Raw genomic sequence first — 14782 nt, forward strand, 5'->3', positions numbered from 1 at the left:
GAACCGGCTCAGGACAGGCGCGCCCCGTCGGTGGCGGAGAACACGTGCAGCTCGTCGGGACGGATCCGCAGGTGCAGGGTGTCGCCCATGGCCGGCGGTGTGCGCGGGTCGACACGGGTGACGACGTTCGACTTCGCGCCCTCGGCGTCGGTCTCGGCCAGCTTGCCGTAGACGTACGCGTCCGAGCCGAGCTCCTCGACGAGGTCGACCTTGATCGGCAGGGTGCCGTCTTCGCTGGTGGTCACCTCGAGCGACTCGGGGCGGAAGCCGAGAGTGACGGTGTCGCCGTCGGCCTTGGCGAGGATTTCGCGGGTCAGCGGCACCCGGGCGCCACCCAGCTCAGCGCCGTCTTCGGTGAGCTTCGCGGTGACGAGGTTCATCGCGGGCGAGCCGATGAAACCGGCGACGAAAGCGTTTGCGGGCTTGTCGTACAGGGCGCGCGGGGTGTCGCACTGCTGCAGGAGGCCGTCCGAGAGGACGGCGACCCGGTCGCCCATCGTCATGGCCTCGACCTGGTCGTGCGTGACGTAGACGGTGGTGACGCCGAGGCGGCGCTGCAGCGCGGCGATCTGCGTACGGGTGGAGACCCGCAGCTTCGCGTCGAGGTTCGACAGCGGCTCGTCCATGAGGAAGACCTGCGGCTCACGCACGATGGCGCGGCCCATCGCGACACGCTGGCGCTGACCACCGGAGAGCGCCTTCGGCTTGCGGTCGAGGTACTGCTCGATGTCCAGCAGCTTGGCCGCGTCGAGCACCTTCTGCTTGATCTCCGAAGCCGGACGACCCGCGATCTTCAGCGCGAAGCCCATGTTCTGGCCCACGGTCATGTGCGGGTACAGGGCGTAGTTCTGGAACACCATCGCGATGTCGCGGGCGCGCGGCGGCAGCTGCGTGACGTCGCGGTCGCCGATCCACACGGCGCCTTCGTCGATGTCTTCGAGGCCGGCGAGCATCCGCAGGCTGGTGGACTTGCCACAGCCGGAAGGCCCGACCAGCACGAGGAACTCGCCGTCGGCGATCTCGAGGTCGAGTGCGTCCACGGCGGGCCGCTCGGAGCCCGCGTAGCGCCGGGTCGCCTTGTCGTAGGTGATCGTGGCCATCGGTTCAGTCCTCTTTCGGTTTCGCGGAAATGCCGTGCCCGAGTTCGCGGGCTTCGAGATGCAGCTGCTGGATCCGGCGCCCTTCGGCGCGGTCCGCTTCGGTCGGCTCGAGTGGGGTGTAGCCGTGCTGTTCCTGCCAGCGGGGAGGTTCCGTGCTGGAAGCGAGGGCCCAGGCCGCCTGCCGCGCGGCACCGACCGCGACGTACTCGGCGACTTCGGGGATGACGACGGGCACGCCGAACACGATCGGCGCGACCGCGCGGACGGCGGCCGACTGCGCGCCACCGCCGATCAGGAGGACACGACGGACTTCGAGCCCCTGTTCGCGCAAGGCGTCGAGCCCGGCGGCCAGACCGCACAGCATGCCTTCGACGGCCGCGCGGGCGAGGTTCTCGGGCGTCATGTTCGCGCGGGTCAGGCCGAAGAGCGTGCCGTTGGCGTCCGGGAGATTCGGCGTCCGCTCACCGTCGAGGTACGGCAGGAAGGTGAGGCCGCCGGAACCGGGTGTGGCGGCGAGCGCCAGCTTGTCGAACTCGGCGAGCTCGACGCCGAGCATCGCGGACGTGGCCGTGAGCACGCGGGCCGCGTTGAGGGTGCAGGCCAGCGGGAGGAACCGGCCGGTGGCGTCGGCGAATCCCGCGACGATGCCGGAGGGGTCGGCGCTCGCCGTCTCGGAGACGCCGAACACGGTGCCGCTGGTGCCGAGCGAGACGACGACGTCGCCGGGGACGAGTTCGAGACCGAGGGCGGCTGCCATGTTGTCGCCGGTTCCGGCCGAGACCAGGATCCCGTCCGCGGTGCGGCCAGCGGCTTCGGCGGGGCCGATGACCTTGGGCAGTTCGGGAGTGCGGCCGCCGAAGGCGTGCGCGAGGAGGTCTTGGCGGTATTCGCCGGTGGCGGGCGAGAAGTATCCGGTGCCGGAGGCGTCGCCGCGGTCGGTGACCGGCTCGGCGCCGTCGCCCAGCAGCCGCCAGGTCAGCCAGTCGTGCGGGAGCAGGACGCGGGCGACACGATCGGCCAGTTCGGGCTCGTTCTCCGCCATCCAGCGCAGCTTCGTGACGGTGAAGCTGGCGACCGGCAGCGAGCCGACGGACTTCGCCCAGTTCTCGGCACCGAGTTCGGCGCCGAGGTCTTCGGCCGCCTTCGCGGACCGGATGTCGTTCCACAGCAACGCGGGCCGGACGACCTCGCCGTCTTCGTCGAGGGTGACCATGCCGTGCTGCTGACCACCGATGCCGATGGCGCCGACGCCGTCGAGGAGGCCGTCCGAGGCCTCGCGGAACGCGTCCCACCACGCGGAGGGCGCGACCTCGGTGCCGTCGGGATGCGAGGCGCGGCCGGTGCGGACGATCTCGCCGGTGCTCGCGTCGCAGACGACGACCTTCGTCGACTGGGTCGACGAGTCGATTCCGGCGACCAGGTCAGAACTCATATTCCGGCCCCTCCGGTGCGCATTCGACCTGCTCGATGGCGGTCCCCGCGGTCAGCGCCGCCTCGATCTCCTCGGTCGGCGTCTCTTCGTCGGTGATCAGGAGGTCGTAGTCGCCGATGTCGCCGTACGCGTAGGTGGCGGTGCGGCCGAACTTGGAGTTGTCGACGACCAGGACGTTGCGATCGGCAATGCGCAGTGCGGCCTTCTTGAGCTCGGCGTAGTCCTGGACCGGGTGGAACAGGCGGCCGACCGCGACCGCGGCGACCGAGACGAACGCGATGTCGGCGTGCGTGCGGTCGAGGAACGCGACGACGTCCGGGCCGGCGCACGAGTCGAACTCGTGGTGGTAGCGCCCGCCAGCCAGGACGACCTCGACGCTCTTGGCGGGCCCGAGGATGCGGGCGGCTTCGAGCGAGTTGGTGATGACGGTGAGGTCCTCGATCTGGCCGAGGCGGCGGACGAGCGGGAAGAGCGTCGTCGAGTCGTCGACGAAGACCGTCTGGCCGGAGTGGACGTGTGCCGCGGCGGCCTCGCCGAGCGCGTCCTTGGTGGCCTGGTTGAAAGTGTCGCGGAAGCGGGCGGCCGACTCCATGGTCGTCGCGGGGTAGGCCTCGACCTTGCCGCGGAGTTTGCGGAGGAGGCGACGGTCGGCGAGGTCGTCGAGGTCGCGGTGCATCGTCATCAGGCTGACGCCGAAGCGGGTGGTGAGGTCGTCGATGCGGACCTCGCCGGTGGCGATGACGTGGTCGAGGATCTCCTGGCGTCGCTGCTCGACGGCGGCGTCCGAGGGCCTGGTCTTAGACATGGGCGACACCGTTCACGACCCGGACCTTCGCGGTCTCGGCGGGGTGGGTGTCGGCGCTCACACCTGCTTCTTACCAGATTATTCGCCCGGAGTTAACACGTAACTCGATAACTCCCGCATTTTTTCCCACTCGCGCCGCCTGCCCGCCGACCTGCGTTTTGCGGGCTAACCGCGCTCTGATGGCGCCCGCCCGCAGAATGTGGGTATCTGAGGGCGCCCGACCGCAGAGCGCGGTTAGGGGGCAAAACGCAGGTCGGGGCCCTGGTCAGGAGGTCAGAGAACGGACGGACCGAAGGGCATCAGGGATCGCGCCGAGGATGCCGGAGGCCGAGGTGGGGGCGCCGTCGGCGGCGAGGGACCCCGCGAGCGAGTGGACGTGCGCCGCCGCCCCGGCCGCCAGCCACGGATCGAGCCCGGCGGCGAGCAGCGCGCCCACCAGACCGGACAGCACGTCCCCCGAACCCGCCGTCGCGAGCCACGAGCCCCGCGGCGTGTTCACCAGCGCACGCCCGTCCGGCGCCGCGACCACCGTGCAGTGCCCCTTCAACAGCACGACGGCGTCGTACTTCCGCGCGGCCGCCCGCGCCGCCGCGACCCGGTCCGCCCCCGGCGGCGAACCCATCAGCCGCTCGAACTCGCCCGCGTGCGGAGTCAGCACGAGCGGCGTGTCCGGATCGCGCGCGTCGAGCACGTCAGGTGAACGCGCGATGATCGTCGTCGCGTCGGCGTCCGCGCACACCGGCACACCGCGGCCCAGCACGAACCTCAGCACTTCCCGGCCCTCGTGCCCGGTACCGATCCCCGGCCCGACGACCCACGCCTGCACCCGGCCCGCGTCGGTCACCGAACCCGTCGCGATGACCTCGGGCCACTGCCCGCGCACCACGTCCGCCGCATGACCGGCGTACCGCACGAGCCCGGACGTCGCCCGCACCGCCGCGCCGGCCGCGAGCACGGCCGCGCCCGGATACGTCGCCGACCCGGCGGCCACCCCGACCACGCCCTGGCTGTACTTGTCGTCATCAGGCCCGGGCACCGGCCACGCGGCCGCGACATCCGCCGTATCGAGTCGCTGCAGATCGGGCTCGCTGAGCCGCAGTCCGATGTCCACCAGGGAGACCTCACCACAGGACGCGGGCGCGAGGGCGTGCACCGGCTTGAGCGCGCCGAACGTGACCGTCCGGTCGGCCACGACCGCCGGACCGTCGACGGCGCCGGTATCCGGATCCACCCCGCTCGGCAGATCGACCGCGAGCACGGGCGCGCTCACGTGCTCCAGCAGCGCGGCGGCGTCCGGCCGCAACGGACCGCGCGCCGAGATCCCGACGATACCGTCGACGACGAGGTCGGCCCGCCGAATCCACTGTGGACCGTCCTCAAGGGACACGACCTTGCCGCCGGATCGCTTCAACGCGGCCAAACCCGGACCGTGCGCGCGTTCGGGCTTCAGCAGGATCGCGGAGACGGCCACGTTGCGGCGACGCAGGAACGCGCCGGCCCACAGGGCGTCACCACCGTTGTTCCCCGACCCGACGAGCAACGTCACCCGCCGCCCGGACACCGAACCCGTGTGTTCGGCCAGCATCTCGGCGGCGTGCACCGCGAGAGCGAAAGCCGCGCGCCGCATGAGCTCGCCGTCGGGCGTGACGGCGAGCAACCGGTCCTCCGCCGCGCGAATCCGTTCCGTGGTCCAGATTCCCTGCACGACGCCTCCGGTCTCTATTCGACGGTGACCGACTTCGCCAGGTTACGCGGCTTGTCGACGTCGTACCCGCGCGTGCGGGCGATCTCGGCGGCCAGCACCTGCAGCGGCACCGTGGAGACCAGCGGCTGCAGCAGGGTCGGGACGGCCGGGATCTCGATCAGTTCGTCGGCGAACGGGCGGACGGTCTCGTCGCCCTCTTCCGCGATCACGATCGTGCGGGCGCCGCGTGCCTGGATCTCGCTGATGTTCGACACCAGCTTCGAGTGCAGCACCGCGCGGCCCTTGGGCGACGGCATCACCACGACGACGGGGAGGCCCTCTTCGATCAGCGCGATCGGGCCGTGCTTGAGCTCGCCGGCCGCGAAGCCCTCGGCGTGCATGTACGCCAGTTCCTTGAGCTTCAGCGCGCCTTCGAGGGCGACCGGGAACCCGACGTGACGGCCGAGGAACAGCACGGCCTTCGAGTCGGCGATCCGGCGGCCGAGGTCGCGGACCTGGTCCACAGTGGACAAGACCTTCTGCACCGCGGCGGGCATCGCCTCGAGTTCGGCGAACTCGCGGGCGACCTCGTCCGGGTACTTGGTGCCGCGGGCCTGCGCGAGGGCCAGGCCGACCAGGTAGTTGGCCGCGATCTGCGCGAGGAACGCCTTGGTCGAGGCGACACCGATCTCCGGACCGGCGTGCGTGTAGAGGACGGCGTCGGACTCACGCGGGATCTGCGCGCCGTTGGTGTTGCAGACGGCCAGGACGCGGGCCTTCTGCTCACGCGCGTGACGGACGGCTTCGAGGGTGTCCGCGGTCTCGCCCGACTGGGAGACGGCGACGACCAGCGTCGCGCGGTCCAGCACCGGGTCGCGGTAGCGGAACTCGCTGGCCAGCTCGACCTCGACCGGGAGGCGGCACCAGTGCTCGATCGCGTACTTGGCGACGAGGCCCGAGTGGTACGCGGAACCACAGGCGACGACGAAGACCTTGTCGACGTCGCGCAGGTCCTGGTCGGAGATGCGCTGCTCGTCCAGGATGATCCGGCCGCCGTCGAAGTGGCCGCGCAGCGTGTTCGCCAGCGCCTCCGGCTGCTCCTCGATCTCCTTGAGCATGAAGTACTCGTGGCCGCCCTTTTCCGCGGCCGAGAGGTCCCAGTCGACGGTGAACGGCTTGGCCTGGGCGGCGTCGCCGTGGAAGTCGGTGACCTCGTAGCCGTCGCGGGTGATCACGACGAGCTGGTCCTGGCCGAGCTCGACCGCCTCACGGGTGTGCTCGATGAACGCGGCGACGTCGGAAGCGACGAAGTGCTCCCCCTCGCCGACGCCGACGACCAGCGGCGACGAACGACGGGCGGCGACGACGGTGTCCGGCCGGTCGGCGATGGTCACGACCAGCGTGAACGCGCCCTCGAGACGACGGCAGACGGCGGCGACGCTGGCCGCGAAGTCGCCCTTCGTGTCGCCCTCGGTGTACGCGCGGGAGATGAGGTGCGCGGCGGTCTCGGAGTCGGTGTCGCTCGCCATCTCGACGCCTTCGGCCTCGAGCTCGGCGCGCAGGGCGGCGAAGTTCTCGATGATGCCGTTGTGCACGACGGCGACGCGCTGGGAGGCGTCGCGGTGCGGGTGCGAGTTGCGGTCGACCGGGGCGCCGTGGGTGGCCCAGCGGGTGTGGCCCATCCCGGCGGTGCCGGTGAAGGCGTCCCTGCCGACGGTGTCGAGCTGGGTCTCCAGGTTGGACAGGCGGCCCGCTTTGCGTTCGACGTTCAGCGCGCCGGCGCCGTCGAGGACCGCGACGCCTGCCGAGTCATAGCCGCGGTACTCCATCCTGCGCAGGCCGCCGATGACGACGTCCAGGGCCGGGCGGTGTCCGACGTATCCCACGATTCCACACACGGCCACCAGCCTAACGACGGGAATCCGGCCCCCTCGCCCGGGCGCCCACGCGTCGCGTTTAGCGGGCTAAACGCGACGCGCAGGGCGGCGCGCGGGCCCGACGGGGGTGCGGGCAGTAAAGTCACGACCATGGCCAGCAAGCCCAAGCAGCTGCTCGCGGAGCTGTCCCACCCAGGTCCGCACGACGTTCTGCGCGGCAACCTCGCCCTGGTCGGACTGCCCGGTGTCGTGTTCACGCCCCGTTCCGGGCTCGGTCTGCCCGCGATCGCCTTCGGGCACGGCTGGCTGCAGCCGACCGGGAGCTACCGGCATCTGCTCCGGCACCTCGCGAGCTGGGGCATCGTCGCGGCGGCTCCGGCCACCCAGCGCGGGCCGCTGCCTTCGCACCGACTGCTGGCCGGCGACCTGCTCACCACGCTCGAGCTGATCACGACGGTCCGCCTCGGACCGGACGGCATCAGCGTCGACCCGGCGAAGCTCGGCCTGGCCGGGCACTCGACCGGCGGTGGTTCGGCGGTGCTGGCCGCCGCGCAGGCGGCCGAGAACGACGAGCGGCCCGAGATCCGCGCCGTCGCGACCATCGCTCCCGCGCAGACGCTGCCGCCGGCGACGGTGTCGGCCCGGTCGGTGCCCGTGCCCGGCCTGCACCTCGCGGCGAGCGAAGACCTGGTCGCGCCGCCGGTCGGCCATGCCAAAGCCATCGCGGACGCGTGGGGCGGGCCGGTGCAGCTGCGCAAGCTCGGGAAGTCGTCGCACCTCGGCGTCACCGAAGGCAGGCACTGGAGTCAGCTGTTGCTGCACGGGAAGCCGCACCGCGGGACCCAGCAACTGGCGCGGGCGCTGTTCACCGCGTTCTTCCTCACGCACCTGACGGGGACGACGAAGTACCAGCCCCTGCTGGACGCCGACGTCAAACGCGCCCCCATCGAGCTCCAAGACGAGCCCGCCGCCTGACCGCCCCGGATCGCGTTTAGCGGGCTAAACGCGATCCGGGGGTGAAACAGGTCAGTCGACCATCCACGAGTTGTTCGAGAAGTCGTCGTCGTCGAAGCCCTTGTCGTCACGGGCGTGACGACCACGACGGCGCGCGGGCGTACCAGGCGCTTCAGGCGCCGCGGCACTCGGAGCGGGCGTCGGCGCCTGAGGCGGGACGTCCACCGTCGTCGGCATCCCGGGCACTCCAGGGGCGACCGGAGGCGGCGGCGGAGGCGCCACCGGCCGCGGCGCGTCAGGCCGCGCCCCGAACTCGGCGAACCTGGCGTCCGGCTTGTCGTCGTCCTCGATGTCGAAGCCGATGGTGTGGCTGCGGTCGGCGGTCGTCTTGCCGGTCAGCCAGCCGCCCGCCTCCTTGCTCCGCTTCCCCAGCTCCTGCATGTGAGCGGCGTACTTGTCGTGGATGGCGGCGTCCTTCTGCATGGTCTCCACCGCCTGGGCCTTGGCGTCGGCGAGATGCCGCTCCCGCAGCCCGCGCTGCTCCAACTGCTCCGTGATGGCGGCGTCCTGCCTGGACATGGCGGCCGCCAGCCGGTCGACAGCGCTCATCGGTCCTCCCTCGTTCCCCGGTCAGGCGATCATCGCTCGTAGCTGATCGAACGGTCGCCACCCTCGTCGTCGAGCGATCCGCTGATCCGGCCGCCCGCACCACTGGTCTCGAAAATGCCACCCTCGACGCGGTACTGGCTCGACCCGCGCTGCGTGTCACCCCCGCCACCGCCGGCGGCGCCGCCCATGGCGCCCATGCCGCCCATCATGCCGCCCATTCCGGCGGGCGAGCTTCCGGCACCGGCACCGCCGGCACCCGCGGGCGCCGGATCCATCCCGCCGGGAGCCATCCCGAGACCGCCTTCGGCCCCGGCCGGCTGCGCGCCGCCTCCGGACTGCATACCCGCTTCCAGCGACCCGGCTTCGTTCAGCGAGCCCGCCGAAGCACCCTCCATGGGGCTCCCGAGCGCGCCTTCGAAGCTGCCGCCGCCTCCGCCGCCACTGGCGGTCGGCACGGTGCCATCGCCACCGGCACCCGAAGCGCCGCCACCACCGGCGGCTTCGGCTCCCGCGGACGCCCCGGCGGTCCCTTCGGCGCCGACACCGACCTCGACTCCGCCAGGAGCACTGAAGCCGCTGCCACCGCCACCGCCGGGAGCCATCCCGGCCTCGGCCGGAGCGGGCATCGTGCGGATGTCGTCGGTCTTGCCGGGCTGCGGGTTGCCGGGATTCCGGTCGTCGAGACCGTTCTTGAGGTCGTCGCCGGGCTTGAGTTCCTTCTTCTCACCCTTTTCGTCGAGGGTGTAGGTGGTCGGCTCGCCCTTGCCGTCGTCGACGGTCACCACGGTCGGGCCGTTCGGACCGTCCGGCTGCTCGGCGGTGATCTTGAGGTTGCCGTCCTGGATGTGGATCTTGCCGTCCGGGCCGGGCCGGTAGACGCCGTCGGGGCCGGGCTCGCCTTCCTTGACCGTGCCCTTCGGCCCGAACTCGCCGTCCTTGCCGTCCTTACCCTCTTCGCCGGGCTTGCCGTCCTCGCCCTTCGGGTCGTCGAAGTCGAGCTTGTAGTCCTTCTCGTTGCCCTTGCCGTCGTCGACCTTGATGTCCATTTTGCCGTCTTTATCCGGCTCGGTCATCTCGATCTTGTTGTCGCCCTTTTGGACGGTCATGGTGTCCTGACCGTCGATGCCGTCCTTGATCGCCTCACCCGTCGCGGGGTCGATCGGGTACGGCTTGCCGGTCTCCGGGTCGATCTCCAACGGCTTGCCGGTGACCGGGTTGGTGCCCTCGGCGGGCTTGTCCTCGGGCTTCGGCGTCTCGGGGACCTCTGCGGCAGGCGGAGTGCCTCCGCCGCCACTTCCACTTCCACCGCCGCTTCCGCTGCCACTTCCGCCACCGCTCCCGCTGCCACCGCCGCTGCCGCCGCCGGTGTCCTTGTCCTTGCCCTTGCCGTCATCGGGGGGCGGCGTCTTCTCGGACCCGGGCGCGGGGAACGGGTTCGTGTAGTCCTCCATGAACCGCGAAAGTTCGTGGTACTGCGTGTTGATCGTCTCGGTCGCGTTCTTGCAGAGCTTCTTGAAGTTCTCGTACCGCTCACCGAATTCGGTGGCGAAAGAACCCTTCAGCCACTGCTTCGCGGCCCCGATCGCGTAATCCTTGTTCTCGTCGTTCAGCTTGCAGTCGTCGTGACGCAGCCGTTCGGCGAGGTTGTTGCCCGGACACGCGGAGTCGAGCCAGTACGCGACGTCCATGAGCTTTTCTTTGGAATCGACCTTGCCGTTCGCGATGTCGACGACCTGCTTCGCGATGTACAGGGGCGCCGTCGCGACCTTGTCGACCCGGAGCTTCAGCGTCTCGTCGACCTTCAGCTTGAGCGCGCTGTAGATCTTGTCGATGGTCGAAGGCACCAGCTTGATGGCGCCTTCCATCTGCGCGATGAGCTCATTCGCGTCGGGCTGGATCCGCTGCTCGTACTTGACCTTCGCGGCCGTCGCGCCCTCACCCTTCCAATCGTGGAAGAGCGTGGTCAGCGCCGAACTCGCGTCCTTCTGGGTCTGCTCGACGATCTTCTTGGCGTCGGAGAGGTCATCGACCTCGTCGAACATCTTCTGGAAATTGATCTCACGGTTCTCGTGGAACCGGTCCCAGATGTCGGTCTTGTAGCTGATTTCGCCCGACTTCTCCGGCATCTTGTTCCAGACCTGCTCGGCCCAGTCGGAGAAGAAGTCCAGTGCCGGTTTTCCGAGGTCGAGCACCTGGTCGGATTTGGTGGTCGCACCCCCGGCGGCAGGCCGGGACATGGAGTCGAGGTCCTTGTCGGCCTGTTTCGTCTCGGCCGCCTGCTTCTTGTCCCCGGCCGCGTTCGAGTCACGTTCGGCGACGGCCTTCTTGTAGGCCGCTTCCCGGTCGCCCCACGGCATCATCAAGGCGTCTTTGGTGCCCTGAGTGACGTAGGGGTCCTTCAGCATTTCGTCGATCTGTGCCTGCGTCGGTTGACTCATTACTGGGCTCCCGCCTTGTTGGCAGCCGCGGCGTTCGCCTGGTCGGACGAGGTGTACCGGGTCGACGCGGTGCTGACGCCGCCGGCGAGCTGGGTGAGCTGGCCCGCGTAGCCCTTCATCGCGTCGGAAATGGCGAGAATCCCGGTGGCATAGCCCTTTTGATAGTCCTTGTGGACCCGGCCGAAGTTCTCGGGTCCGACCTGGGTCGGACCCACCTTCCCCGCCTCGGACGTCGTTTTCTCAGCCGCGCGCTCCAACGACGTCGACGCCGTGAGCATCGCCTCTGAATCGGCTTTGTAGCCCCCGTCCGGCATGACCGGTGCCCCCTTCGTCCCGCTGTATCCGCCTCGTTGTCCTACCTACGACGCACGCCGGCGGCATCAGGTGCCGTCGCATATGCACACAGAATGTACCCACCGGTCATCGAGACCGCAGGGACATTCACACCTTTGCTAACTCAAACGATTTCGGCGCAAGAAGCCTGGTAGACCGCGTTTTCGCGGTTTCGCACCCGCCTCGACGGCCTCGGCGAGCACGGTCGCCGCGCCCCGGATGTCGACCAGGCGGTCCAGCTCGTCGAGGTCGAGGTCGACACCGAACTCCACCTCGACGGTCGCCAGGAGCCGGACGCGGCGCCGGGAGTCGACCCCCATTTCGGCGAAGGGCGTGTTCTCGTCGATGGTCTCCGGATCGACGTCGAAGGTCTCGCAGACGAGGGCCTTGATCTCGTCGACGTACTCGCTCCCGTCAGCTGCCATGGGTGGATTCTGTCCCATCCGCCGTCCAGTACCGCGTTCTGGCCGCGGAACGCGCGACCTTGCCGCTGGAGGTCCGCGGCAGGCCGCCGGGTTTCACCAGGAAGAACGCGCGGAGACGCACGTCGTGCCGCTCGGCGACGGCACGTGTGGCGGCTCGCTCGATCTCGGACTCGTCGAAGTCGGGGGCCTTCCGGGCGCGCTCGGCGACCACGACGACGCCCTCGCCTTCGTCACCGTCGACCGAGAATGCGGCGACCCGCTCGGGCCCGAGAAGGGGATGCGAGGCGGCGACCGTCTCCTCGATGTCGTGCGGGCTGTGGTTACGGCCGTCGATGATGATCAGGTCCTTGATGCGGCCGGTCACCGAGAGCCTGCCGTCGCGGATCGTGCCGAGGTCGCCGGTGCGGAGCCAGCCGCCCTCGCCGTCGAGTTCGGCGCCGAACACCTCGGCGGTCAAGTCCGGACGCCGCCAGTACCCAGCCGCCACGTTGGGCCCCTTCACCCAGATCTCGCCCACTTCGCCTTTAGCGGGCAAAACGCGATCCGGGGTGGGGACGACGCGGACCCGCTGCCCCCTGGGCCAGCCGATCTCGACGACCTCCCGGCCGTCCACTTCGGTCACCACGGGGCCGTCGGAATCGCCGCTGGCGACGTAGACCGTGGCCTCGGCCAGACCGTAGGACGGCCGGAACGCGCCACGCGGGAAGCCGTGGGGTTCGTAAGCGGCGAGGAACTCCCGGACGGTCGCCGCCCGGACCGGTTCACTGCCGCTGAGCGCGATCGACACCGTCGAAAGGTCGTACTCGGCGCGCTTCGCCTCGGGCACGGCCTCGGTCACCAGGTCGTACGCGAAGTTCGGGGCCGCCGTGAGCGTGTTCGGATAGGACGACATCAGCAGCAGCCAGCGCTCCGGCCGCCGGATGAACTCCAGCGGCGCGATGAACACCGTCCGGCCGCCGGAGTGCATCGTCCCCGCGAGCAGTTGCGCCAGCCCCATGTCGTGGAAGAACGGGATCCAGCCGACGCACGTGGTGCGCTCGTCGACGTCGTAGGCGTCGCAGATCTGCCAGCAGGCGGCCGACAACGCCCGATGCGTGACGATCACGCCGGCGGGCGATCGCGTCGTTCCGGAGGTGTACTGCAGGTAGGCGGGGTCTTCGGGGGAAACCGGCGAGGGCAGCGACCGGTCCGCCGGATCCGCCGGCAGGGTGTCGACGGCGATGATCTCGCGGGGCGCCGGAACCGGCTCGGTCGCGGCGAACTCCGTCAGCCGCTCGACCAAGGCTTCCGAGGTGAGCCAGATGTCGGCGTCGCAGTCGTTGAGGACGCCGACCAGCCGTTCGCGGTGAGCGCGGACGTCCGGCGCGGACAGTGGCACCGCGACGGCCCCGGCGTACAACGCGCCGAAGAACGCGACGACATAAGAGAGGTCCTGCCGCGCCGTGATCGCGACGCGGTCTCCCGGCTGGATCACCGCACGCAGCTTCGCCGCGACCGCCCGGACGTGGACGAGCAGCTCCGCCCAGGTCAGCGTGTCCTCGACGGGTTCGTGCCGGTTCGAGCAATCGAGGTGCGTGTACGCCGGGCGCTCGACGTCGGCGCGTTCGAGCAGCCGCCGCACGAGCGGGGTCCGCAGAACTTCTTCGGGCACTTCTGAGCGCACTGGCACATCCTCCGGCCGCGGCATGGGCATCATACGAACGTGGACGACTTCTTCGTGCTGGACGATCCGGCGGATCGCGTCAAGGCCCTGCGCGACCGCGAGCTCAGCTCGAACCCGGGCGGCGCCGCGGCCGAGACGCCGAACCTCCTGCTGATGGACGGCGCGGACCACCGGCGGCTGCGCGCGGTCGTCAAGGAGGTCATCGCCCTGGTGGAGCCGCTCCCGGAGGCGGTGCTCACCGACCTCCGGAGCGCGATTAGCCCGCTAAAGTCGCTCCGGCGGTTCGATCTCGTGGCCGATTTCGCCAGGCCCGCGGCGGCCAGGGTGACGGAGGCGGTGCTCGGCACGGTCGAGCCACTCGGCGAGAAGCTGCTGACGAACCTTTCGGAGACCGCCGCGAACCTGGACGTCTGGTCGGGCGGGCCCGCCGGAGCCGACACCGCCGCGCTGAGGGTCGCGATGTTCTTCCTGAAGGCGACGGCCGTCGAAGGCGGCGGGCTGGCGCTGCTCCGCGAAGCACACAAAGCGGGCCGGATCACCGAGGACGAGCTGATGATCACGCCGGTGATGCTCGCCCACGCGGCGTACGAGAACTCCATGAACTTCCTCGCCCTCGCCGGCCTCGAACTCCTACGCCGCCCCGACGTTCTCGACGACGTACGCGGCCTGATCCACTCAGTCGCCCCGACCCGCTTCGCCGCTCGACGCGTGACCACGCCGTTCTCCTTGGCGGGCAAGGACTTCACGACCGGGGACAAACTGGCCATCCCGCTGGGCCCCGACGCCGAGCTCGCCTTCGGCCTCGGCAGGCACACCTGTCCCGGCTCGCGGGTCGCGGTCGCCGAGGGCGAAGCCGCGCTTCGCGCCCTCGCCGAGATCCTGACTCCCGACCATGTCGCCGAAGACGTGCGATACAAGACGCACGCCGTCTTCCACGGCGTCGAGCGGGCCATCGTCACGCTGCGGACCTGACCGCTCAGGTCGCCAGCCAATCGGTGTTGGCGAAATCGTCGTCGTCACCCCGCGCGGCCGCCGCCCGCCGGTGCCGCCCGGCCGGACGCTCTTCCGGAACGGGAGCCGGCGCAGGCGGCGGAGGTGTCGGCGCGGGAGGAGCGGGCGGCCGGAACGCGACCGGCTGCTCCTCCGCCGTCCGATACCCGGCCCGACGCTCGTTCTCGGCCTCGTCTTCCTCGAACCCGAAGTCGCCGTCGTCCTCGACCTTCTCGCTCAACGTCGACTCGGTCGCCCAGCCGCCCGCGGCCTCCGCGCGCCGCTTCTGCTCGCTTCGCGCCGCCAAGGCCGCGCTCGTCTCCTGCTTGAGCTGGTCGCCCGCGGTCCGGGTCTCCTCGATCGTCTTGGCCGCGCGGTTGTCGACCAGGTACATCCGGTCGCCGTTCTCGCGCTCCAGCCCGGCCAGCTTGTGCCGGAGCGTGGCGAGATCCTCTTCAGGATTCACTGACCC

13 protein-coding genes are annotated in these 14782 nt (G+C 70.3%); 2 read left to right on the forward strand and 11 right to left on the reverse strand.

All coding sequences use genetic code 11. The annotated features are described in order from the left end of the window. Positions 1-8 precede the first annotated feature (8 nt). The 5 genes from AJAP_RS35520 to glmS form a co-directional block, all read right to left on the reverse strand. Entirely contained in the window at positions 9-1100 is a 1092-nt protein-coding gene (locus tag AJAP_RS35520) for an ABC transporter ATP-binding protein (protein WP_038519743.1), read from the reverse strand. A gap of 4 nt (positions 1101-1104) precedes the next feature. Beyond that, a complete protein-coding gene (xylB, locus tag AJAP_RS35525; protein WP_038519748.1) occupies positions 1105-2532 on the reverse strand; it encodes a xylulokinase in 1428 nt (475 codons plus the stop codon). Next, the gene (locus tag AJAP_RS35530) at positions 2522-3337 is read right to left on the reverse strand and encodes a DeoR/GlpR family DNA-binding transcription regulator (protein ID WP_038519750.1); all 816 of its coding nucleotides are present in this window, start codon (positions 3335-3337) and stop codon (positions 2522-2524) included. The genes xylB and AJAP_RS35530 overlap by 11 nt, the downstream gene beginning before the upstream one ends. A 265-nt stretch (positions 3338-3602) precedes the next feature. Beyond that, complete coding sequence (locus tag AJAP_RS35535) at positions 3603-5042, reverse strand: bifunctional ADP-dependent NAD(P)H-hydrate dehydratase/NAD(P)H-hydrate epimerase (RefSeq protein ID WP_038519752.1); 1440 nt, start codon at positions 5040-5042, stop codon at positions 3603-3605. A 14-nt stretch (positions 5043-5056) separates the two neighbouring features. Then, on the reverse strand, positions 5057-6919 hold the full coding sequence (gene glmS, locus AJAP_RS35540; protein ID WP_038524482.1) for a glutamine--fructose-6-phosphate transaminase (isomerizing): 1863 nt from the start codon (positions 6917-6919) through the stop codon (positions 5057-5059). A gap of 129 nt (positions 6920-7048) precedes the next feature. Here glmS and AJAP_RS35545 point away from each other — a divergent pair, with 129 nt between their 5' ends. Continuing rightward, positions 7049-7873 carry a dienelactone hydrolase family protein gene (locus AJAP_RS35545; protein ID WP_038519755.1) on the forward strand — a complete coding sequence of 275 codons (825 nt, stop codon included), beginning with the start codon at positions 7049-7051 and terminating at the stop codon, positions 7871-7873. Between the two features lie 51 nt (positions 7874-7924). Here the strand turns inward: AJAP_RS35545 and AJAP_RS35550 are convergent, their stop codons facing one another. From AJAP_RS35550 to AJAP_RS35570, 5 genes are all read right to left on the reverse strand, one after another. Next, the gene (locus AJAP_RS35550) at positions 7925-8461 is read right to left on the reverse strand and encodes a hypothetical protein (RefSeq protein WP_038519757.1); all 537 of its coding nucleotides are present in this window, start codon (positions 8459-8461) and stop codon (positions 7925-7927) included. A gap of 29 nt (positions 8462-8490) precedes the next feature. Further along, a complete protein-coding gene (locus AJAP_RS44575) occupies positions 8491-10899 on the reverse strand; it encodes a collagen-like domain-containing protein (protein ID WP_038519760.1) in 2409 nt (802 codons plus the stop codon). Then, entirely contained in the window at positions 10899-11213 is a 315-nt protein-coding gene (locus tag AJAP_RS35560; RefSeq protein ID WP_016331125.1) for a hypothetical protein, read from the reverse strand. The genes AJAP_RS44575 and AJAP_RS35560 overlap by 1 nt, the downstream gene beginning before the upstream one ends. Positions 11214-11351: 138 nt before the next feature. Then, entirely contained in the window at positions 11352-11657 is a 306-nt protein-coding gene (locus AJAP_RS35565; protein WP_037332633.1) for an acyl carrier protein, read from the reverse strand. Beyond that, positions 11647-13344, reverse strand: a complete 1698-nt coding sequence (locus AJAP_RS35570) for a fatty acyl-AMP ligase (protein WP_038524485.1) — start codon at positions 13342-13344, stop codon at positions 11647-11649. Before AJAP_RS35570 ends, AJAP_RS35565 begins: the two co-directional genes overlap by 11 nt. 15 nt (positions 13345-13359) lie before the next feature. Here AJAP_RS35570 and AJAP_RS35575 point away from each other — a divergent pair, with 15 nt between their 5' ends. Continuing rightward, positions 13360-14292: a cytochrome P450 family protein gene (locus AJAP_RS35575; protein WP_038519764.1), complete on the forward strand. Its 933-nt coding sequence runs from the start codon at positions 13360-13362 to the stop codon at positions 14290-14292. A gap of 4 nt (positions 14293-14296) precedes the next feature. On the opposite strand, the gene AJAP_RS35580 is transcribed toward AJAP_RS35575, so the two are convergent. Further along, positions 14297-14776 carry a hypothetical protein gene (locus AJAP_RS35580; RefSeq protein ID WP_038519767.1) on the reverse strand — a complete coding sequence of 160 codons (480 nt, stop codon included), beginning with the start codon at positions 14774-14776 and terminating at the stop codon, positions 14297-14299. Positions 14777-14782 lie beyond the last annotated feature (6 nt).

This window comes from Amycolatopsis japonica (assembly GCF_000732925.1).
In the GTDB taxonomy this organism is placed as follows: Bacteria; Actinomycetota; Actinomycetes; order Mycobacteriales; family Pseudonocardiaceae; genus Amycolatopsis; species Amycolatopsis japonica.